Source organism: Bacillus cereus group sp. RP43 (assembly GCF_040459645.1).
Classification (GTDB): domain Bacteria; phylum Bacillota; class Bacilli; order Bacillales; family Bacillaceae_G; genus Bacillus_A; species Bacillus_A mycoides_C.
In genome coordinates this window covers 3333869-3356158 of record NZ_JARVHQ010000001.1, presented here as the reverse complement: position 1 = coordinate 3356158, position 22290 = coordinate 3333869, and the positions used below count along the sequence as shown (strand labels likewise).

The following is a 22290-nucleotide window of genomic DNA, read 5'->3' as shown; positions in this document are numbered from 1 at the left end:
TAATGTAACGAAAGTTAATCTTTTATTATATCATTTTTATTAATGAGTAAGAGACGATAAGTATCGTTAATTCTATAATTTCTCGAAAATAAAAAACGTCCCGCAGTGGGACGTTTTTTATTATGTGTATTGCTGTTTTTTCTTAATAAGCAGCAACACTTGTGAAATGCTAGCAAGCACAGGCAATTCAATTAACGGCCCAATGACCAAGGCAAGTGCAATAAGAGGTTCGTCTGGAAAAGCAGTCACAGCAATTGCGAGTGCAACAGGCGAGTTTCTCGCTAATGTTGTTAAGCTTAGGCTTACAGTGTCTTCATAGGATAAATGCATCATACGTCCTACAAACTGTCCTAGTATAAAGTTAATCATGAAGAACAGTAATACTGGTATAAGTAATAATAAAACAATATTCATATTTTGTAATAAGTACTTACCTTGTGAGGCAAACATCGCTAATATTGCTAAACTTAAAAATACAATTTGAGCAGAGCTGAAAAACGGAATGAGTTTATTCTCAAGTGTTTCAGCTTTTTTCATTTTATGCATAATGAATTTTGTAGCGTGCGCAAGTAAAAATGGTAAAACAAGTACGATAACGATACTTTCTACTAAAACAGAAATTTCTACCGTTTTCATTACACCTGCAAATAAAAATAAATAAACTGGGAGCAATAATACTTGTAAAATTAAATTTACCGGTAGAATTGATGTAGATAATGCGACGTTACCTTTTGCGATCTCTGTGAAAATTAAATACCAATCTGTACACGGAGTAACCATTAACATAATAAAGCCAACCCAAAGTGCTGGGTGATCTGAAAGAAATAATGCGCCTAATCCCCAAGCGAGAAAAGGTGTCCATATAAAGTTAATACCTAGGCTTGTTCCAGCGAATTTTAAGTTACGGAAACCATTTTTTATATCATTTAATGGGATGCTGAGGAATAATCCATAAAGCATTAAAAATAAGAAGGGGACAATAAATTTTTCTGAATACATATGTATCATATTAAATTGTCCTAATATAACCCCGAATATAACAGCTGCAAGAATGATAAAGGTTTGAATCTTTTCTAAAGTACTCATTAATAAATCCTCTCTATAGATGAATTTCCCTCTCTAGTTGTATTATACAAGGTATTTCCCTTATGTGTTTTCAAATTTATCATTTTGACTGAGGAAATATCTTTACTTAATATTTTTAATTCGAGATTTTTTTCTTTTCGAAAAGTTACTTGACTAAAGTAAGTAGGTATACTATACTCACTTACATAAGGTAATTAAATAAATAAAAAAAAGTTAAATCTTCGGTTTAGATAATGTATTTAAATGTATTTAAATGTATTTAAATGAGATAGTTTCAACAGTATATGATGAAACCTTTTCTTGGAATAAGATTTTTAATGCTGATGAATAATGAATATGATAAGAAAGTTTAGGTGAAGAGAATGGGATTATTTAGCTCATTATTTGGTAAAAAAGAAGAAAATACAAAAGTAGAGGAGAATAAAACTATGTCAAAAGTATTATTTGTAAAAGCGAACGATCGTCCAGCGGAGCAAGCAATTAGTTCGAAAATGTATGAAACATTTGTAAGTGCTTATAAGGAAGCAAATCCGAATACAGAAATTACGGAGTTAGATTTATTCGCATTAGATCTTCCGTATTACGGAAATATCGCTATTTCAGGTGGATATAAACGTAGTCAAGGAATGGAGATAACAGCTGAAGAAGAGAAGGCAGTTGCTACAGTAGATAAATATTTAAATCAATTTTTAGAGGCTGAAAAGGTTGTATTTGCGTTCCCATTATGGAACTTTACAGTACCAGCACCATTAATTACGTATATTTCATATCTTTCTCAAGCTGGAAAAACGTTTAAATATACAGCGAATGGTCCAGAAGGTTTAGCTGGTGATAAGAAAGTAGTTGTTTTAGGTGCTCGTGGTTCAGATTACTCTTCTGAACAAATGGCTCCTATGGAAATGGCTGTTAATTACGTTACAAACGTACTTGGGTTCTGGGGAATTACAAATCCAGAGACAGTTGTAATTGAAGGACACAATCAATATCCAGATCGCTCACAGCAAATTGTTGAAGACGGTCTAGATAACGTTAAGAAAGTAGCGTCGAAATTTTAATTAATGATAGTAAATGTAAAAACCAACATGGATGACCATGTTGGTTTTTTAGTCTATTACCTATGTAAAAAAATGTATATTAATAAAATAAATGAAAAGTTTGAAAATAGTATTGCAAAATATTATATATCAAACTATAATGAGTTCAAGAATAGTTGATACTTAAATTAAATATTCAGAAAATTCAATTAGTTAAATTTGGAAATGAGATAAGGAATTTTGAATGGGGGTTATATTATGGCGAATAAAGTACCGTTTTCGTTCATAGTAGTTATCGGATTAATGTTATTTGCACTATTTTTTGGAGCAGGGAATTTAATTTTCCCAGCAATGCTTGGTCAATCAGCAGGTGAAAATGTTTGGATTGCTAACGCTGGATTTTTAGTAACAGGTGTTGGATTACCATTACTAGGTGTACTAGCATTTGGTTTTTCGGGTAAAGATGATTTACAGTCATTAGCAAGTCGTGCTCACCCAGTATTCGGGATTGTGTTTACAACAGTTTTATACTTAGCGATTGGTCCGTTATTTGCAATACCAAGAACGGGAAATGTTTCTTATGAAATTGGTCTTAAGCCGTTTATGCCAGAGGGATTAGGTTCTACACCGTTAATTCTTTTTACAATTATATTCTTTAGCATCACTTGTTTTTTTTCGCTAAATCCTGCGAAAATTGTCGATATTGTTGGGAAAATATTAACGCCAATTAAATTGACATTCATCGGTATTTTAGTAATCGTTGCTTTTATTCATCCGATTGGAGATATGCAAGCACCAGTGGAAGGATATACATCACATGCATTCTTTAAAGGATTCCAAGAAGGATACTTAACGATGGACACGCTTGCATCATTCGTATTCGGAATCATCATCATTAATGCAATTAAAGAAAAAGGTGCGAAAACGAAAACACAGATTATGGTCGTTTGTGCAAAAGCGACAATCATTGCGGCATCTATTTTAGCAATTATTTATACAGCACTTTCTTATATGGGAGCTTCAAGTGTTGCGAAGCTTGGACATTTAGAGAACGGCGGAGAAGTATTAGCGAAAGTTTCTAATTACTATTTCGGATCATATGGCGGAGTATTATTAGGGTTAATGATTACAGTTGCTTGTTTAACAACTAGTGTGGGACTTGTATCAGCATGTTCTTCATTCTTCCATAAGTTATTCCCAAATATTCCTTACAAAGCCATTGCAATCACGCTATGTGTATTTAGTGCAATTGTTGCAAACGTAGGATTAACACAATTAATCGCAGTTTCTGTTCCAGTATTAACAGCAATTTATCCACTAGCAATTGTATTGATTTTCTTAACATTCTTCCATTCACTATTTAAAGGAAGAGCTGAAGTTTATCAAGTGAGTTTAATCGTAACATTTATCATCAGCTTATTCGATGGATTGAGTGCAGCTGGAGTTAACATTGAAGTAGTAAGCCAAGTGTTCACTAAATTCCTTCCGATGCAGGAAGTAGGATTAGGCTGGATCTTCCCAGCGATTATCGGTGGATTTATCGGATATGGCATTAGCGTTTTAAAAATGAAAAATCAAGTTCAACCAGCAGCTAGAGCAAATAAGAAAATAGGTTGAATTTAAAAAGTTATAGAATTTGATTCTATAACTTTTTTTGTTACTATTAATAATGAGAAAAAATAAAGTAGTAGGGGAAATAAAATGAAAAAAACAATTGATCATATCGGCATCGCAGTTCGTGATATAGATAGTACGATACAGTTTTATGAAAAGGTTTTATCAGGAACTTTAATAGATCGATACGTAAGTGAAGCACCTGGTGTTGAAAGTGAAGTAGCTATTCTTGAAGTTGATGGTGATAGAATCGAATTACTTGCGCCAACGAATAATACAACTTCGCCAATAGCACGATTTATAAAGCAAAAAGGTAAAGGTGTTCATCATGTTGCGTATCGTGTAGATGATTTAGATGTAGCTTTAGAAGAATTAAAGGAACAAGGTATTCGAACGTTAGAACATACGCTTCGCATCAATAAGCATGGTAGACGATTAATTTACCTTAACCCAGCGGATACAGAAGGGACAATTATTGAGTATTGTGATTATCCGGAAGAGAAATAGAAGAAGGATATTTTTTAAAAGGTGTTACGTTTTTACGTAACACCTTTTAATTTATCCCGCTATTTTTGGGAGTCTTACTGCCCGTAAAAGCTCCATTGGTGAGGGCTGATTAAAGTTTCACTTTATGTATTTCACATTTTCTTCACAAATGATTCACGAGAACTTTTCTTCTTAGGGCACTTACATAAATATATTTTATGATATAATTACAATCGACTTTAAAAATATAAGTTATTTCAATTAGAGTAGTTACTATTATATTGAAAGTTTAAAGGTGGGGAGAAATAAAGCATCATATTGTATGGGGATTTATACTTAATCAGGTTAATATTTCGCTAGGAAATCAAACTAGGAAGTATTAAGTAATGAAAGTGTAGCGATGAAGAAGAAAGAAGTGAAATGAGTGTGAAAGTAATGAGAAGGTTAGGGGCATGGCTATTAATAGCATGTGTGCTTATTATATTGATACCAAAAAGCGCGTCTGCTCATGCGTATGTTGTGAAATCAAATCCTGCTGAAAATGAAACGTTGAAGAAAGCACCAACTGTCGTGAAAATTGAATTTGATGAGGATATACAAGTTTCACATTTTAATACATTGTTAGTAAGAGATACTTCAGGTAAAAGAGTAGATTTAAAAGATGCTCATATTGATAAAAGAAATAAAAAATTATTAGAGGCAGGGTTAAAAGAGAATCTTAAAGACGGTCTCTATTCTATTCAATGGAAAGCTATTTCAGCTGATGGACATCCAATTCAAGGAGTTATTCCGTTTCGTGTTGGGTTAGTCGAAGCGGGAGCAGACGATGTACAAGTAGAAGAGATGGGGTATGTCCCGCAAATCGATATGATTATGGAACGCGGGGTTCTATATACAAGTTTCTCACTATTTTTAGGAGTCCTATTCTTTAATCTTATTATATATAAAGGGAATGCAATAGAAGTTCACTCAAGGAGTAAGAGAATAATATGGATATCATTAATTGGTATATTCATTAGCTTACTATTCAATCTACCATTGCAAGCGAAAATAAATGCTGATGTTTCGTGGTTAGAAGCATTTGATCCACTATTATTAAAAGAAACATTGCAACTATCTGTTTTTGGTTACGTATGGATCACTCAAATGGCTCTTATTAGTCTGCTTATGATTGTTACTTACTTTGCGGTGAAGCGTGAGAAACTTTCGTCGTTTAAAGTATGGAGCATTCCAATATTACTGTTTATTGGGTTACTCGTTATGAAAGCCTTTAATAGTCACGCATTTGGCTTGAAGTTTAAAGACATTGCTGTCGTTATGGACTTTCTACATTTATTCGCAGCTTCGTTATGGGTTGGCGGTCTATCATCGATTATTCTTCTTTTACGTAAAGAGGATGACAAGTGGACTAAGTATTGGGATGCAATTAAGCGTTTTTCACCATGGGCAACAGGTGCTGTCATAGTAATTTTATTAACGGGTCTTTTTAACAGTACATTTTTTATTCCCACGATTCATTCCTTATTTGATACGAAGTATGGATTAGCCTTATTAGCAAAGATACTTTTATTCGTTTTCATGGGAATATTGGGAATTATTCATTATGTGAAAGGGAAAATGCGAGCCCAGCAAGGATTAGGAGCTACGGTGAAAATAGAGTTTATCATTGGAATTATCGTTTTCATAATCGTAGCTTTTATGACAAACATACAAACACCGCCAATGCCTCCTACTGGCCCTTTTACAGAGAGTAAACAATTAGATAATGGATATGAACTTACTTTACATGTAAGCCCTAATAAGGTAGGACAGAATACATTCCATATTACATTGAAGGATGAGAATGGACAGCCTGTTACTGATATGGAACAAATTGTATTGACGACTCAATCTTTAGATATGAATATGGGCAAAGGTTCATTTAAAGTTTCGGCAGTGTCACCGGGAGAATATGAAGCTGAAGGAATGTATATTAACATGACAGGAAACTGGAATATACATGTTCATGGGTTAACAAAATCCCTTGATAGTTTCGATATAGATTATAAATTTATTGTAGGGGGCAGATAAAGTGAAACTTTAATCAGTGGGGGATTGTTCATCCCCCACTGATTATTAGCCTTCACCAATCGGGCTTTTACGGGCAGCAGGGCTTCCACCTAACTTCGTTGTTCCAGCCGAATTTTAAGATGGGAGTATTACTGCCCACAAATAGCGGGATAAAGAGAAGTTACAGAGGAAAAGGAGTTATAAGAGAATGAAACGTATAAAAAAATTAGGAACAACAATGATAGCAACAATAATTGCAATGGGAATTTTTTCGTTACCTGTTAGTGCTCACGTAACTGTAAAACCAGCAACTTCTGACGTTAGCTCTTGGGAGACTTACACAATAAAGGTACCTGTTGAAAAGAATATGGCTACAACAAAAGTCACACTGAAAATACCGTCTGGAGTCGAGTTTCAACAGTACGAGCCAGTGCCAGGGTGGAAAGTGGAAGAACAAAAAGATGCAGCTGGAAAAGTTAAAACTGTAATATGGGAAGCAACAGGAGAAGGGATTTTACCTGGTCAGTTCCAACGATTTACTTTCGTTGCTAAAAATCCAGATAAAGAGCAACAAATAGCTTGGAATGCATATCAACAATATAAAGATGGAGAAATTGTTGAATGGACAGGCGATGAGAAAGCTGAGAAGCCGCATTCACTTACTACGATTGCAAAAGGTACATCATTAACAGGAGAACATGGTGAAGTATCTAATGTGAAAGAGAATGCAGGTACAATTAATATGCAAACAATAGCAATTGTCTTATCTACTTTGGCGATTGTATCGTCAGTGGGTACTTGTATTTTTGTAGTACGTCGTAAAAAATAGGCAACATTGAAAGGTCTCATTGAAAGTAATGAGACCTTTGTTAATTAATATTAGAGATTAAGCAGCCTCGAGGGGGGATGCGTGTTTGAAGTGTTAAAATTAAATAATTTCTTGTATCTTCTGTTCTTTACTTTTTAGAGATGCCCATAAGCGAACCAGCATTGTTTCAGGGTGGCATGACAAGAAATTGGAGGAGAAATATTGGGAAATAAAAAATTGACATTCGTATTATTCATAATCTATGTATTAGCACTTTATAACGAAGAAAGCCCAATTCTCAATTTTATTGCCGAGGAATTGGGCTCTTTAATAAATTTCCTTAACTTTGTAAAACGTCACAGCTATGCTACATATATGATTAACAACGGTGCGCCACTTGAAGTAATAAAAAGCTTACTTGGTCATGAGAAGAATGAAACCACGAGAATATTTGCTCAGCTGAGCGGAAAGTTGAGACACAATTTTTATATTAAATATTTTTGAAAGCCACTGAAATTAATCTTTAATCAAAATCGAGGGGTGCATATAAAAAGACGTATCTTTTTGAAATGGACCATTTTGTTGGAAAATTAAATTCCTATTATTTTGTTGTGGTAAATAAGTAGAATAGGTCGTGAATATACTGTGGAGATGTTAAGGCTTTAATTAGGATAGGAGTGAATAAGCAATTATGATACAAACGATGAGCGTCCTTATTTCTGGTGCGAGCATTGCCGGCCCGGCACTCGCTTACTGGCTTCAACGCCACGGATTCGACGTGACTGTAATAGAACGTGCACCAGCATTGCGCACGGGTGGTTACGGGGTGGATATCCGTGGTGCAGCTATTACGGTGCTTAAGGGGATGAACATACTTGATCAAGTTCGTGCAGCTGACACGAACATGACTGGTGTTTATTTCGTGAACAGCAAGGGCAAGTTCGAAGGTCAAATAAGCGAAGCGAGTATGGGGAACCAGCAGGGTCTGGACATAGAAATCATGCGTGACGATCTTAGTAACATTTTGTACGATTTAACCAAGGATACGGTTGAATACATTTGGGGCGATTCGATTACCGCTATACATGAGACTGAAGCTGGTGTAGAAGTTCAATTTATTCATGGCAAGCCACAGAAATTTGACCTGGTCATCGGTGCGGACGGGCTCCATTCTAATGTGCGCACCTTAACTTTTGGCGACGAAGCACAGTTTAAACGTACGCTTGGCTGTTATATCTCAATTTTTAACCTCGAGAATTACCTCAACCTCGACCACCACCAGCTGCTTTATACGATACCAGGCAAAACAGTAGGTATGTATAGTGCTCGTGACAATACCGAAGCAAGGGGGATGTTCTTGTTCCAATCAGAGGCATTGAAGTATGACCGCTATGATATAGAATCTCAAAAGAAACTTGTAGAAAATGCCTTCTTAGGCCAGACAGGTTGGGAAACCTCGCAGCTACTCAAGACCATGAGAGATGCGACAGACTTTTATTTTGACGAGATATGCCAGATTCACATGCCGACATGGTCAAAGGGGCGGGTAACATTGGTAGGCGATGCAGCGTATGGCCCATCACCTTTATCGGGTCAAGGTTCTAGCCTGGCGATTGTCGGGGCTTTTGTATTAGCTGGTGAACTCAAAGCTGCAGATGGCGACTTCGCCCGTGCATTTATTGCCTATGAACAAAAAATGAGAAAGTTTGTTGAGAAAAATCAAAAGATAGGATTAATAGCTGCCGGGAGTATGGTTGAAAAATCAAACTTCAAAATCTTTCTTCGCAACTTAATGTTGCGTATACCAACCATTATGGTTGTACAATTTAAGATGATTTCGAAAATGATAGCGAAAGCTGCTAACGGGATAGAGCTGAAAGATTATTGATATGGATAGTTATAACAAAAAGAGAGATTTCCCTTTTTGTTGGTACTTAAAGTGATGGTGCACAAAATAGACATAAGAAAGAGCCTACAAAAAGTAGGCTCTTTCTTATGTCTATTTATTTCACTTCAACTTGCTGCCCTACAGCAAGTGTTTTCGGCTTTATATTTACAAAACAAATGCTTACGATAATAAATAAAAGTCCGATGAATAAGCTAATTGTAATGGCCTCATGTAAGAAAATAGAGCTTACAATAATAGCGATAAGAGGGATAAGGAACGTATAAGCCCCAACTTTACTTGCCTCACCAGCTCCTACAAGTGTAAAGTAAGCGAGCCATCCCATTGCAATAACAAAGACTGAGATGAATAGTAGTACACTTACAAATGGTATACTCCAAGCGATGTTAGACCAGCTTTCAAATTCTGAACCAAATCCGATTAAGCAAAATCCGCCAATAATAAGCTGAAGTGTTACCATCCAAATGGCATTAACGCGGTGTCCAGTTTTCTTAATAAATACTGTGCCGAGTGCCCAGCCGATAGCACATCCTAAAGCAAGTAGAACACCGATAATAGAAATATGTCCAGTTAAACTACTAGAACTAATAACCCCTACACCAATAAATCCAAGAATAAGTCCGAAAATTTTCAAGCCATACATTGCCTCTTCAAGCCAAATCCATGAGAAAATGCCGAGTAAGACAGGTTGGAGAAATACGATTGCGGAGAATAGTCCGGCGGGCATGTATTGAAGTCCAACAGTTTGTAATCCGTAAAATAAAATAATATTAAGTAAAGATGAAATAAAGTATAGATGCCAAGTTTCCTTTAAATTTAACTGTTTGTATTTCGGTAATGCGAAAATAAGTAGGATGAATCCTCCAATTAAAGTTCTAACGCCTGCAAATAAAACAGGTGGTGTATAATGCAAGGCAAACTTAGATAAAGGCCAATTAATCCCCCACATAATAACAAGAAAGGTAAGGATTATGGCTGTTTTTGTTCGAGAAAGCTGTGTCACTGTAAGACCTCCTTGTTGTATATCATTTCACTATGATATGATATCGACTATGATAAATAAAATGAATCTTTTTTATAAGGGGTATAAGTGATTAGTTATGACCATTACACAACTACAAGTTTTGATTAAAACGGTTGAATTAGGTAGTTTTACGAAAGCAGCAAAAGCACTTAATATGACACAGCCTGCTGTCAGTCATGCCATTTCAAGTATTGAGTCAGAATTAGATATTACGATTCTTATACGTGATAAGAGAGAAGGCTTAATTGTTACTGACGTAGGAGAGAGAATTCTTGTTCATATTAGAGAAATATTGAATGGAATTGAGAAAATTGAGCAAGAAGTAGCAATGGAGAAAGGGCACGAAGTTGGGACGATTCGAATTGGGAGTTTTCCGAGTGCTTCTGCACATTTCTTACCCAAAATGATAAATCTTTTTAAGGAAAAGTATCCGAACTTAGAAGTCGTTCTTTGTGAAGGAACGATTAAAGAAGTTGAAGATTGGTTAGTATCGAGGGTTGTTGATATAGGAATTGTTATTTTGCCTAATAAAGATATGGAGATTGTCCCACTAACGAAGGGGAAAATGGTTGTTATTTTAAGAGAGGATCATCCTCTTTGTAAGAAGGACTCTATTACAATTAGTGATTTAGAGAATGAACCGATCATATTATGTAAGGGCGGATACGAACCACCCATTTTCGATATGTTTAAACAAGCGAATGTACCACTTCGGGCTGAGTATATAATTTCGACAGTTACTACAGCTTTAAATATGATTCAAGAAGGATTAGGGCTCGCAATTTTGGCTGAGTTATCTTTGACGAGTTTACCGAAGAATATACAAACGAGAGAATTGGAACCACAAGTATGGAGAGAAATCGCTTTAGCTGTTCCTTCATTAAAGGATTCTTCACTCGCCGTACAGCTATTTATTGAGGAATTCCAAGAGTTATTTGCAGAATAAAAAGAGGTGTCTCATATATCATAATGGGACACTTTTTTAATTTGCTTATAAAAAATCAATGAAAAGGATTGACTTATTTTTTTGTTGTAACTATAATGATTACATCAAGGTGGTGATCACGATGAAAATTAGTAGCCGCTTTTCTATAGCTGTTCATATGTTATCGATTTTGAAAAACAATCCATCTTCACTTTGCACTTCAGACTATATGGCCGAAAGTGTAAATACAAATCCGGTAGTAATTCGTAAAATAATGTCTTACTTGAAACAAGCTGGATTTGTTTACGTAAATCGTGGACCAGGTGGTGCGGGATTATTAAAGGATTTACATGAAATCACATTGTTAGATGTGTATCATGCAGTGAATGTAGTAGAAGAAGACAAACTATTTCACATTCATGAACAACCAAATCCAGATTGTCCAATTGGAGCAAATATTCAAGCTGTGTTAGAAGTTATTTTAATTCAAGCTCAATCTGCGATGGAAGAAGTTTTGAGAAATATTTCGATGGGGCAGTTATTTGAATCTTTGCAAGAGAAAATGAATGTGTAAAATAATATCTATATTTTTTTGTTAATAATGTAACTATTTCGATTACAACTATAAAGGTAAGGTGTAAAAGTATGACTGTAAAAATGAAAGTATACTCAGATTTTATATGTCCGTTTTGTTTTTTAGCAAAAGGTCCGTTAGATGAAGTAGCGAAAGAGAAAGATGTAGAGATTGAATGGATGCCATTTGAATTACGTCCAAGTCCATATTCTAAAATAGATCCTTGGAACGAACCGGATAAGTTAGGTTCATGGGATGCTTTCATTCTTCCTACTGCAAAGAAATTAGGAATTGAAATGCGCTTACCACGTGTTTCGCCGCATCCATACACACATTTAGCTTTCGAAGGATGTCAATTTGCGAAAGAACTGGGACTTGGAAATGAGTATCATCATAGAGTATTTACAGCGTTTTTCCAAGAAGAACAAAACATTGAGGATATTGATGTTTTAACAAAATTGGCGGTAGAAGTAGGGCTTCCTGAAGCTGAATTTAAAGATGCTTTAGTAACTCGTAAATATAAAGAAAAGCATCAAGAAGCAATTCAGCATGCATATGATGAAGCGAATATTATGGCGGTACCAACTGTCATGATTGGTGATGAAGTCATTCAAGGGCTTGCTAGTAAAGAAACGTTACAAAGAGTAATTGATAAAGAAATTGAAAAAGATAAAACAAATTCATTTGAGGGAATGAAATGTAATACGGATGGATATTGTTAATTCGTCTTACACTAAAGAATCATATTGATTTGTTTAAATAAAAATAATAAAACATATATTTGGAGGAATTAAAATGTCAGCAACTACAACAAACTTAAAAGAAGCAATTGTGAACCGTCGTTCAATTCGTAAAGTAACAAAGAGCGATGCAATTACGAAAGAAAGAATTGAAGAAGTTTTAAAAACAGCTTTACATGCACCGACTTCTTTCAATATGCAAAGTGGCCGTATGGTTGTATTAATGGATGGAGAGCATGAAAAGTTTTGGGACATCGTAAAAGAAACGCTTAGATCACGCGTGCCAGCAGAAAGCTTTGAAGCAACTGTAGAAAGACTAAAAGGCTTCCATGCAGGTGTAGGAACAGTTCTATTCTTTGAAGATCAAGCAACAGTAGAAAAAATGCAAGAAAATGCACCATTGTATAAAGATCAGTTCCCATTCTGGTCTCATCAAGGAAATGCAATGCTACAACATACTGTATGGATGCTATTATCGGCTGAAGGAATTGGAGCGTCATTACAACATTACAATCCAATCGTAGATGCTGAAGTGAAAGCAACTTGGAACATTCCAGCAGAGTGGAGCTTAGTAGGACAAATGCCATTTGGTGAGCCAAATGAACAACCAGGGGAAAGAACATTCTTACCTACTGAAGATGTAGTGAAATTTTATTAAAAAATACAATTCAAAATCAAAATTAAAAAAAGTTAGATAAATGAAAGGACAGTATATATACTATGTACTGTCCTTTCTTATTTAATATTCACACCCAATCGTGGAAGATCTTATTTAAGATAAGCATCCTTTTAGCTTAATAATAAAAGGGTTACTGTGAGAACAATTTCTTTAATATTGATGACGTATAATTAAAAATCTATTATGTTTATTTTTTTGAAAGGACAGTAAACATCCCCGTCATGTTCGGTGAGTAATCTTTAAAATCATATTTTTCATAGAAAGATTCTTTACCTTGTGATGCAAACAAACCGACAAACGCCTTATCAGGTGCATTCTGATTTAAGTATTCAACCAAGATATGCATTATTTTTTTCCCAATACCATTTTTCTGATAATCTGGATGAACCACTATATCTTGAATATAGAAATAGATAGCCCCATCACCAACAATTCTCCCCATGCCCACAATTTGTTCATTATCCTTGACTGTGATGCAGTGGATAGAATTCTTCAGTGATGTTTCCACTACTTCAAAATTCATATAATTAGTCCATCCAACAGACTCGCACAAATATTTGTACTCTTCCAATGTTGGAATGTTATTTTTAAACTCATATTTCTTCAAAATGTATCCTCCAAGTCCTCAATTTCAACAAATAAATAAATTCGACATTTTTTTATCTATTCCTCTTATGCAACTAAACTTCCGTTAGCTATTGAACATAGTCTATTTAATTTAGTACAGCTTATTTGTGTTAATTTGTAAGAGTTTAGGGAAGAAATATAAGAAATGATCTGGTGAAAAAGGAAGTGGAAACATGAGTGATGAGAAAAAATATACAGTGGTAGGTACTGATGTCGAGGAAGTAAAGCGTTTAAACAAAAATTCAGGTTTAACGTATAACCAAGTGAAGGAATTGTTAGCGAAGCAAATGCAAAAAAGAAATAATTAAGCTTTTCATTTAGCAATTTTCTAGAGAGAGTTAAGTAATAGATAACTCTCTTTTTTCAATATGAAAAATCTACTAAGGAGCAACAATCTGAAAATAGGCGTTCTCCTAAAATATAGAGTTGAAAAATAGTTTTTAGAAAAGTATTAGATGAAAAATCCGACATTTAAAAAGAAAAAAAGGATTCTTCCCAATTAGTAAGAAAGATTGTCTATAGAAGTTCATAAAATGTAATATATTCAATTTCCATCCATTGAAGGGGGAGGTTAATTTTTAATGAATGAAGTGAAAAATTTCTTTCGAAGTAGAGGGTTTCAACGGTTTCTCGTTTTAATAATATTAGTGCTTGTATTATATGGATTAAAAAGTATGATTAATTTAATATTAATTACGTTTATTCTCACGTTTTTGATGGATCGATTTCAAAAGTTTATTTCAAAAAAATTGAAAGTAAATAGGAAAGTGGTTATTGCTTGTTTATATATTGTATTAGTGACGTTTATTGTAACTACACTATATAAATATTTGCCTGTACTAACGATACAAATTTCACAATTAATTTATCAATTTAAATTGTTTTTTCAAAACCCACCTGATAACGAGATAATTAAATATGCACTTTCGACAATTAATGGAATGGAAGTATCGAAATATATCGAACAAGGTGTAGATGTCATTTATCAATCGATAGCAAACATAGGAAAAGTCAGTTTACAAATACTACTTTCTCTTATTTTAAGCTTATTTTTCTTATTAGAAAAAGAACGTATTATAGCATTTACTTCGAAATTTAAAGATAGTAAGCTGAAAATATTTTATGAGGAGATTGCATATTTCGGTGAAAGATTTGCAAGATCGTTCGGAAAAGTGATTGAAGCACAGTTTTTAATTGCGGTTGTAAATTGTGTGCTCACTGTAATTGCACTTGTCATTTTAGGATTTCCACAGCTTCTTGTATTGGCTGTCATGGTCTTTCTACTCGGTTTGATTCCAGTTGCTGGTGTTATTATTTCCTTGTTTCCACTTTGTATCATTGCCTATAACGTCGGCGGGGTTATGTATGTTGTATACATACTAGTATTCATTACAATAATCCATGCTCTTGAAAGTTATTTTTTAAATCCAAAATTTATGTCTGCAAAAACGAATTTGCCTGTCTTTTATACATTTATGATTCTCATCTTTTCAGAGCATTTCCTCGGAATATGGGGGCTTATTATTGGGATACCGATCTTTATCTTTTTATTAGATGTACTTGACGTAAATAATGATAAATCGATTAAAAGTAATAAGTGATAGAAATAACCGATGTTGTCTTTTGGGGAAACATCGGTTATTTCTTATTTTTTCTTTGGAGGAGGTAGTTTTATAAATTTATTTGCAATTAAAGCTATAATAACGGCGGCGAAAAGAAACACTGCGATTACGCCAACCCCCATACCTGCCCATCCTCCTATAAGGAAGATACTTATCGGTATTGTTAATAAGCTTAAAATAATAAGAATCAATCCGAGATTCTTATCATATTTTTTAGTTGGAAATAGCGTTCTGATGATTAAAAAGAGGAAAAGTATTAAAGCTGCTACAGCTAGTAAGAGGATGACAATCGTCCAAGAATCGTTCATGAAATCACTCCTTTGTATAGATAATATTACCATTTAAATTGAGGGGGAACTATAAAAATATAAAAAAGCAATCCAATATAAATCGGATTGCTTTTTTGTTTAAATATACGATTAAAGAACAGGAGCCATTGTTTCTTTCAATACTTGAACAGAGTGATCGAATTTTAATTCTTCTTCTTCACTTAATTCCACTTCTAAAATTTCACGAACGCCTCCGCGGTTTAAGACAGCAGGTACGCCAATATAAACATCTTGTTGGCCGTATTGACCTTCAAGGTATGCTGATACAGTTAATACGCTGTTTTCGTTGTTTAAGATTGCTTTCGTGACACGTAAAAGTGACATGCCGATACCGTAGTATGTAGCACCTTTTCGTTCAATAATATGGTAAGCTGCATCACGCACGTTTATGAAAATATCATCTAAATCTTTTTGGTTATATGTGTTGTCTTTTTCAAGAAGTGTTTCTAGTTTTTGAATGCCAATTGATACGTGACTCCAAACAGGAAGTTCTGTATCACCGTGCTCTCCGATAATGTAAGCGTGAATGTTATGAGGTCCAATATCGAAGTACTCACCTAACATATAGCGGAAACGAGCAGAATCAAGAGTTGTACCAGAACCGATTACGCGTTCTTTCGGTAATCCAGATTCTTTCCAAGTTACGTAAGTTAAAATATCTACAGGGTTTGTTGCGATTAAGAAGATACCGTCAAAGCCGCTATCCATAATGCTACGAACAATTTGCTTGAAAATTTTAGCGTTTTTCTCAACTAAATCTAAGCGTGTTTCACCTGGCTTTTGTGGTAATCCAGCTGTAATTACAACAAGATCTGCGTCTTTACAATCTTCATAACTACCTTTCCAAACCTTTGTTGGAGCTGGTGCGAAAGGAACGGCATGGCTTAAGTCCATTGCTTCTCCTTCAGCTTTTGCTTCATTTACATCAACTAAAACAAATTCTTCAGCTACAGCTTGGTTAATCATACAGTAAGCATAACTACATCCAACTGCTCCTGTTCCTACTAATACAACACGGTTAATACCTTTTTTCATTTCAAAATTCCTCGCTATTTCATAAATTTTATTATGTAAGATAATACGTCTTACTTCTATAGTTTCATATCTATTTTATTACATTTTATAAAAGATATTCAAGTGATTGAAAATGTATCCACTCAATTACTTGAATGAAACATAGGAATTCTGTTAAACGAATATAATTCAGTAAAATCCTTCGTAAAAGGGGAATTGGCATGAGGAATCCATTATCGATGGAAAAAATGCTTCAAATTATTCATGAAGGGCTTGCCAAAACGAATACCCCCAAGCGGATTACAGTTGCCGGTGCGGGGATATCTGGTTTAGTTGCAGCATCTTTATTAAAAGAGGCTGGACACGAGGTAACGATTATAGAAGCGAATAACAGAATAGGTGGCAGGGTGTATACGATTCGTGAACCATTTAGCGCAGGGTTATATTTTAACGCAGGCCCTATGCGTATTCCGGATACTCATGATTTAACTTTAGCCTACATTCGTAAATTTAAACTACCGTTAAACCTTTTTATTAATAAAACTTCTTCAGATATAATTTATACGAATAACAAAAAAACGAGATTGGATGTGTTTGAAACGGACCCAAGTGTACTTGGATATCCAGTTTTAGATAAAGGAAAGGGGAAAACGGCAGAAGGATTAATGTTAGAGGTATTGGAACCGATACTTAATTATATTAAGAAAGATCCTAATAAAAACTGGATTATTGTTGAAAAAAAGTATAAAACATATTCGCTCGGTTCATTTTTAACCGAGTATTATTCAGATGGGGCAATAGATATGATCGGAGTACTTCTTGATATGGAAGCATACATGGGAATGTCTTTAATTGAAGTATTACGCGAAATGATCTTTTTCACTTCAACGACGAAATATTATGAGATAACGGGCGGGATGGATAAATTACCAAATTCATTTTTACCAGAGCTAAAGGATAATATTTTTATGTCGTATAAAGTAGAAAAAATTATACAGGAAGATAATAAAGTAATGATGCAAGTAACACATGAACAAACGTTAAATTCATTTATAGTAACTGGTGACATCGCTATTGTCACAATTCCATTTTCAGCTTTGCGATTTGTAGAAGTTGAGCCATATCATTTATTTTCTTATTATAAAAGGCGGGCAATTCGTGAATTAAATTATATTGCTTCAACTAAAATTGCGATAGAGTTTAAAAGTAGATTTTGGGAAAGAGCAGGACAATATGGTGGTAAGTCAATTACAGATTTACCTATCCGCTTTACATATTATCCGAGCTATGGCATTCAGTCACCAGGGGCAGCTATCGTTATAGCAAGCTATACGTGGGCAGATGAAGCGTTAACGTGGGATAGTCTCTCGCATAGAGATCGTATTCGTTATGCATTGAAAAATTTAGCGCAAATTTATGGGAATGTGGTTTATAGTGAGTATGTTGCGGGAGAATCTTTTAGTTGGAGTCAAAATCCGTATTCTTGCGGAGCATTTACAGCTTTTGAACCAGGGCAAGAGCTTGAATTGTTTCCATATATTACGCCGCCAGCTGGAAGGGTGCACTTTGCAGGAGAACATACGACATTAACACATGGATGGATGCAAGGAGCGATTGAGTCTGGAATTAGAGTTGCTCATGAAGTGAATGAAAATGAAACGATAATCTAGCAGTTTTGTTTACAAATAGGTATTCTTTTAATAAAATGATAAGTATAAATCGTAATAATTACGCTTTGAAGAAATTTGAAGTAGAGAAATGGATGGTCGGTCGAATGAGTAAAGTAGAAATTCATATATTAGGTGGTTTTTTAGGTAGCGGAAAATCAACATTGCTGCAAAATTTATTATTAGCAGAAAAGAAGAAAAATCGAAAAGTTGCCGTGTTAATGAATGAAATCGGTGAATACTCGGTAGATACAGATATTATTGGAAAAGAGAATGTGTTAAGGGAACTTCTGAAGGGATGTATTTGTTGTACGTTGAAAGAAGAGCTTGAAATACAATTACACTCTTTATATCAACAGGAAAGACCAGATGTAATTTATATAGAAACAACAGGCGTCGCACATCCAATTGAAGTGTTAGATGCATGTGTATCACCAATTTTAGCTCCTTTCCTTGAAGTGAAATCCATAGTAGTCGTATTAGATGCAGTAAGATGGTTGAATCGAAGTATATTAAGTGCAAATGTGCAGCAGTTACTGCATGAGCAAATGAAATTTGGTAGTCACATTCTTATTAATAAATCAGATTTACTAACAGATTCGGATAAGAACAAAGTACTTGAAGAAGTAAAAGTAATAAATAATCATGCGAAATTGTTTGAAACAAAGTATTGTAATATATCTTTAGATGATATAGAAGAAGCTGAATTTGCGAGTGATGGAGAACACGAGACACTTCATGTTAAACAGCATTTACATATACAAACAATGACGTATCAATTTACGAAATCGATTGATCAAGACAAATTATATGAATGGCTTTCGAATTTACCAGATAGTATTTATCGTGTGAAAGGTTTTGTGAAATTTCATGGAGATAAATACCCTCATCTATTCCAATATTCGTTTGGGGTACCGACTTTATTGGAACAAGACTTCGGTTTCCCGACAAACTTGGTAGTAATAGGGGAAGGGTTAGATAAGAAGCAATTGGTTGAAGAGTTAGAGAAAGTCGAAAATAATTAATCAGTTTTTCTAATCGTTTTTTTAGGTAAGCTGCAAATAATTGACTTAATGAATTAAGTCAATTATTTGCAGCTTTTTGCGTGACGAATACTGTAATGAAACAGTAATTTCATTTGAACAACGGAATATATATTGATTGTATGTCCGTTTCCATTTAATAGGAAGGTGATTATAGATTTGTGCCGAATGTAGAGGTTACTACAAGAGTTTGCCATTACCAATTTTAAAGTCATGATTACGGACAGGGGAATTTGGCGTGTTTGATTCTATCAGAAAGTAAAGTATGGGGAGGATCACAATGTCGATGAAAAAACGTAAATGGCTAAGAACGGTGGTTACAGGTTGTGTTTTAGGGTCATTATTAGTAACAGCAGCTTGTTCGGGAAAGAAGACAAGTACAGAAGATGAAAAAACGATTAAGGTAGGGGTTCTTGCTTCATTAACAGGTCCATTAGAATCGTATGGAAAACAAACAGTGAACGGGTTTGAATTAGGGTTAGATTATGCAACTGGTGGAACTGGGAAAGTGGAAGGGAAGAAGATTAAGTTTGTTGTAGAAGATACGGAGACGAAAGCAGATGTAGCAGTTAAAAAAGCTACGAAGTTATTAGAAGAAGAGAAAGTTGATTTTTTAGTCGGATCGTCAAGTTCAAGTGATACATTAGCAGTATTACCACTAGCTGAAGAATATGAAAAAATTATGGTTGTAGAACCGGCAGTTGCTGATAGTATTACAGGGAAGAACTGGAATAAATATATTTTTAGAACAGGAAGAAACTCTTCGCAAGATGCGATTGCTGGAGCTGCTTCAATTGCTAAAAAAGATGTAAAGATTGCGACGTTTGCTCCAGATAATGCTTTCGGTCGTGAAGGAATTGCAGCATTTAAAGCGGGAGCGAAGAAATTAGGTGCGAATATTGTAAACGAGCAATACGCGGATACGAATTCAACTGATTTCACTGCGAATATTCAAAATATTATCAGCTCAAAACCAGATTATTTATTTATCGTTTGGGCAGGTGCGAATTCACCGTGGAAACAGTTGAAAGATATGAATGTGGAAGCGCAAGGTATTAAAATTTCTACTGGTGCACCGGATATACCAGCATTAAAAACGATGGATGCGCTAATAGGGATGCAAGGGTTTTCTGTTTATTATCACTCACTTCCTAAAAATAAAGTGAATGATTGGTTAGTAGAAGAACATAAAAAACGTTTTAATGGTGCTGTTCCAGATCTGTTTACAGCAGGAGGAATGTCAGCAGCAATTTCTATCGTCGAAGCTTTAAAGAAAACGAAGGGCGATACAGATGTAGATACACTTATTAAGAAAATGGAAGGAATGGAATTTGAGACACCGAAAGGAAAGATGAAATTCAGAGAGAAGGATCATCAAGCATTACAAACTCTTTATTCTATAACGCTGAAAAAGCAAGAGGGTGTTGATTATCCAGTACCAGTGTTAGAACGAGAATTAACAATGAAAGAAACAGAACCGTCTGTTCAAAATAAATAGACTGAATCTTCTGTTGTTTTTGTATAAGAGGGGATACCCTCTTTATACTTATTTCTTTCATAACATGGCTTTCAGTGGGAGGGATTTCATGACACATTTGTTAGAGACGAAAAATCTTTGTGTATCTTTTGGGGATCATCACGTTATTAAGGATGTTAATTTAACGGTACAAAAAGGAAAGCTCATTTCAATTATTGGACCGAATGGTGCTGGAAAGACAACACTATTCAATTTACTAAGTGGGCAAATTTCTCCGACGAAAGGTGAAGTTTATTTTAAAGGACAGGATATTACAAAATTATCAATTTCAGATCGAACGCGCTTAGGAATTGGTCGTTCTTTTCAGTTGACAAATATTTTTCCAGAGTTAACAGTACTTGAAAATGTGCGTCTAAGTGTTCAATCATTCGTTCAAGATTATTATAGTTTCTTTCCGAATGCAGCCAAGTTAAAGCAGCAAACTGGAGAAGCGAGACGTCTTTTGAAGACAGTACTCCTTCACGAGAAAGGGGACGTATTAGCTAAAGACTTAGCTCACGGAGAAAAAAGAAAGTTAGAGCTTGCTATGTTGTTAGCATTAAAGACAGATGTATTACTACTTGATGAACCAACAGCAGGTATTTCAGTTGAGGAAGTTCCGGCTATATTACAAGTAATCGAAAATATTAAAAAAAATCCAGAGAGCACGATTGTACTTATTGAACACAAAATGGATATGGTGCTAGATTTATCAGATCATCTTATCGTTTTATTTCATGGCGAGTTATTGGCTGAAGGATTGCCGGAAGAAATGATGAAAGACGAGCGAGTACAAAGTGCTTATTTAGGGGGATTATATAGTGGCACTACTACAAGTGAATAATATAGAGACGTATTTAGATCAGTTTCATATTTTACAAGGAGTGTCCCTTTCTGTTGAGAAGGGAACGATTACAGTATTGTTTGGAAGAAATGGTGCTGGAAAAACAACAACATTGCGCTCAGTTATGGGATTTCACCGGATAGCAAATGGAGAAGTGTATTATGATAACACAAAAGTAAATGGATTATCTACACATTTAATTTCAAGAAAAGGTATAGGTTATGTACCAGAAAATCAAGGTATTTTTCATGATTTAACAGTAGAAGAGACATTCGCACTTGCTAGGGGAAAAAATGGGGAAGAATCTGAAGAGAAAATAGATTGGATGCTCGAACTATTTCCAGATTTAAAGCAATTTTGGAATAAGAAAAGTGGGCTCTTAAGCGGGGGACAAAAGCAAATGTTGGCTATTTCAAGAGCATTTATTAATAGTGATGGACTATTGCTTATTGATGAGCCGAGTAAAGGGCTGTCTCCAATTATGATAGAAAAATTAATGGTAGCTATTTTGAAAATGAAGGAAAAAACGACCGTTTTACTTGTTGAACAAAATTTTATGATGGCTAGTCAAATCGGTGATTATTTTTACATTATGGATAATGGGCGCATTGTGCATAACGGTTTCATGGAGGAACTGCGAGAGGATAAGGAAACATGTCATAAATATTTAGGTATTTCTTAACATTGATACGGGGGGATAGAA

Annotated in this window: 23 protein-coding genes; 18 read left to right on the top strand and 5 right to left on the bottom strand. The window is 34.7% G+C overall.

The genetic code is table 11. The features are described from left to right. Positions 1–120: 120 nt before the first annotated feature. Positions 121–1086 (bottom strand): arsenic resistance protein, encoded by a 966-nt coding sequence (locus QCI75_RS17550; RefSeq protein WP_144506010.1) that lies wholly within the window; start codon positions 1084–1086, stop codon positions 121–123. 362 nt (positions 1087–1448) lie between these two features. On the opposite strand from QCI75_RS17550, the gene QCI75_RS17545 reads away from it, so the two are divergent. From QCI75_RS17545 to QCI75_RS17515, 7 genes are all read left to right on the top strand, one after another. Then, positions 1449–2141: an FMN-dependent NADH-azoreductase gene (locus QCI75_RS17545; RefSeq protein WP_144506009.1), complete on the top strand. Its 693-nt coding sequence runs from the start codon at positions 1449–1451 to the stop codon at positions 2139–2141. Positions 2142–2378: 237 nt separating this feature from the next. Next, positions 2379–3737, top strand: coding sequence for a branched-chain amino acid transport system II carrier protein (gene brnQ / locus QCI75_RS17540; RefSeq protein WP_144506008.1), 1359 nt, complete (start codon positions 2379–2381; stop codon positions 3735–3737). Positions 3738–3821: 84 nt separating this feature from the next. Continuing rightward, a complete protein-coding gene (locus QCI75_RS17535; RefSeq protein WP_002126861.1) occupies positions 3822–4241 on the top strand; it encodes a VOC family protein in 420 nt (139 codons plus the stop codon). A 399-nt stretch (positions 4242–4640) separates the two neighbouring features. Beyond that, positions 4641–6290 carry a copper resistance CopC/CopD family protein gene (locus tag QCI75_RS17530; RefSeq protein WP_353760908.1) on the top strand — a complete coding sequence of 550 codons (1650 nt, stop codon included), beginning with the start codon at positions 4641–4643 and terminating at the stop codon, positions 6288–6290. A gap of 187 nt (positions 6291–6477) precedes the next feature. Then, a complete protein-coding gene (locus tag QCI75_RS17525) occupies positions 6478–7098 on the top strand; it encodes a YcnI family copper-binding membrane protein (protein ID WP_353760907.1) in 621 nt (206 codons plus the stop codon). 201 nt (positions 7099–7299) lie between these two features. Then, positions 7300–7581, top strand: a complete 282-nt coding sequence (locus QCI75_RS17520) for a tyrosine-type recombinase/integrase (protein WP_235676345.1) — start codon at positions 7300–7302, stop codon at positions 7579–7581. A 187-nt stretch (positions 7582–7768) separates the two neighbouring features. Further along, positions 7769–8965 carry an FAD-dependent monooxygenase gene (locus tag QCI75_RS17515; RefSeq protein ID WP_353760906.1) on the top strand — a complete coding sequence of 399 codons (1197 nt, stop codon included), beginning with the start codon at positions 7769–7771 and terminating at the stop codon, positions 8963–8965. A gap of 115 nt (positions 8966–9080) precedes the next feature. Here QCI75_RS17515 and QCI75_RS17510 read toward each other — a convergent pair whose 3' ends face one another. After that, positions 9081–9986, bottom strand: a complete 906-nt coding sequence (locus QCI75_RS17510; protein ID WP_144506004.1) for a DMT family transporter — start codon at positions 9984–9986, stop codon at positions 9081–9083. A 97-nt stretch (positions 9987–10083) separates the two neighbouring features. Here QCI75_RS17510 and QCI75_RS17505 point away from each other — a divergent pair, with 97 nt between their 5' ends. From QCI75_RS17505 to QCI75_RS17490, 4 genes are all read left to right on the top strand, one after another. Beyond that, on the top strand, positions 10084–10953 hold the full coding sequence (locus QCI75_RS17505; RefSeq protein WP_144506003.1) for a LysR family transcriptional regulator: 870 nt from the start codon (positions 10084–10086) through the stop codon (positions 10951–10953). A 121-nt stretch (positions 10954–11074) separates the two neighbouring features. Then, positions 11075–11506, top strand: a complete 432-nt coding sequence (locus QCI75_RS17500) for an Rrf2 family transcriptional regulator (protein ID WP_098778828.1) — start codon at positions 11075–11077, stop codon at positions 11504–11506. Between the two features lie 71 nt (positions 11507–11577). Continuing rightward, a complete protein-coding gene (locus tag QCI75_RS17495; protein ID WP_144506002.1) occupies positions 11578–12228 on the top strand; it encodes a DsbA family oxidoreductase in 651 nt (216 codons plus the stop codon). Positions 12229–12301: 73 nt separating this feature from the next. Next, positions 12302–12904 carry a nitroreductase family protein gene (locus QCI75_RS17490; protein WP_353760905.1) on the top strand — a complete coding sequence of 201 codons (603 nt, stop codon included), beginning with the start codon at positions 12302–12304 and terminating at the stop codon, positions 12902–12904. Between the two features lie 208 nt (positions 12905–13112). On the opposite strand, the gene QCI75_RS17485 is transcribed toward QCI75_RS17490, so the two are convergent. Then, positions 13113–13532, bottom strand: a complete 420-nt coding sequence (locus QCI75_RS17485; protein WP_144506000.1) for a GNAT family N-acetyltransferase — start codon at positions 13530–13532, stop codon at positions 13113–13115. A 193-nt stretch (positions 13533–13725) separates the two neighbouring features. Here QCI75_RS17485 and QCI75_RS17480 point away from each other — a divergent pair, with 193 nt between their 5' ends. Continuing rightward, a complete protein-coding gene (locus tag QCI75_RS17480; protein WP_002086208.1) occupies positions 13726–13860 on the top strand; it encodes a hypothetical protein in 135 nt (44 codons plus the stop codon). Between the two features lie 273 nt (positions 13861–14133). Then, on the top strand, positions 14134–15153 hold the full coding sequence (locus QCI75_RS17475; protein WP_144505999.1) for an AI-2E family transporter: 1020 nt from the start codon (positions 14134–14136) through the stop codon (positions 15151–15153). A gap of 44 nt (positions 15154–15197) precedes the next feature. Here QCI75_RS17475 and QCI75_RS17470 read toward each other — a convergent pair whose 3' ends face one another. Next, a complete protein-coding gene (locus QCI75_RS17470) occupies positions 15198–15482 on the bottom strand; it encodes a YesK family protein (RefSeq protein ID WP_144505998.1) in 285 nt (94 codons plus the stop codon). A gap of 111 nt (positions 15483–15593) precedes the next feature. Next, positions 15594–16538 (bottom strand): L-lactate dehydrogenase, encoded by a 945-nt coding sequence (locus QCI75_RS17465; protein ID WP_000715316.1) that lies wholly within the window; start codon positions 16536–16538, stop codon positions 15594–15596. Positions 16539–16738: 200 nt separating this feature from the next. Here QCI75_RS17465 and QCI75_RS17460 point away from each other — a divergent pair, with 200 nt between their 5' ends. The 5 genes from QCI75_RS17460 (at position 16739) to QCI75_RS17440 (ending at position 22269) form a co-directional block, all read left to right on the top strand. Then, positions 16739–18187: a flavin monoamine oxidase family protein gene (locus QCI75_RS17460; protein ID WP_353760904.1), complete on the top strand. Its 1449-nt coding sequence runs from the start codon at positions 16739–16741 to the stop codon at positions 18185–18187. A gap of 104 nt (positions 18188–18291) precedes the next feature. Next, positions 18292–19209: a CobW family GTP-binding protein gene (locus QCI75_RS17455; RefSeq protein WP_186320879.1), complete on the top strand. Its 918-nt coding sequence runs from the start codon at positions 18292–18294 to the stop codon at positions 19207–19209. Between the two features lie 298 nt (positions 19210–19507). After that, the gene (locus tag QCI75_RS17450; RefSeq protein ID WP_353760903.1) at positions 19508–20725 is read left to right on the top strand and encodes a substrate-binding domain-containing protein; all 1218 of its coding nucleotides are present in this window, start codon (positions 19508–19510) and stop codon (positions 20723–20725) included. An 88-nt stretch (positions 20726–20813) separates the two neighbouring features. Then, the gene (locus QCI75_RS17445) at positions 20814–21587 is read left to right on the top strand and encodes an ABC transporter ATP-binding protein (protein WP_002135736.1); all 774 of its coding nucleotides are present in this window, start codon (positions 20814–20816) and stop codon (positions 21585–21587) included. Next, entirely contained in the window at positions 21565–22269 is a 705-nt protein-coding gene (locus QCI75_RS17440) for a branched-chain amino acid ABC transporter ATP-binding protein (protein ID WP_353760902.1), read from the top strand. The genes QCI75_RS17445 and QCI75_RS17440 overlap by 23 nt, the downstream gene beginning before the upstream one ends. The last annotated feature ends 21 nt before the right edge of the window (positions 22270–22290 follow it).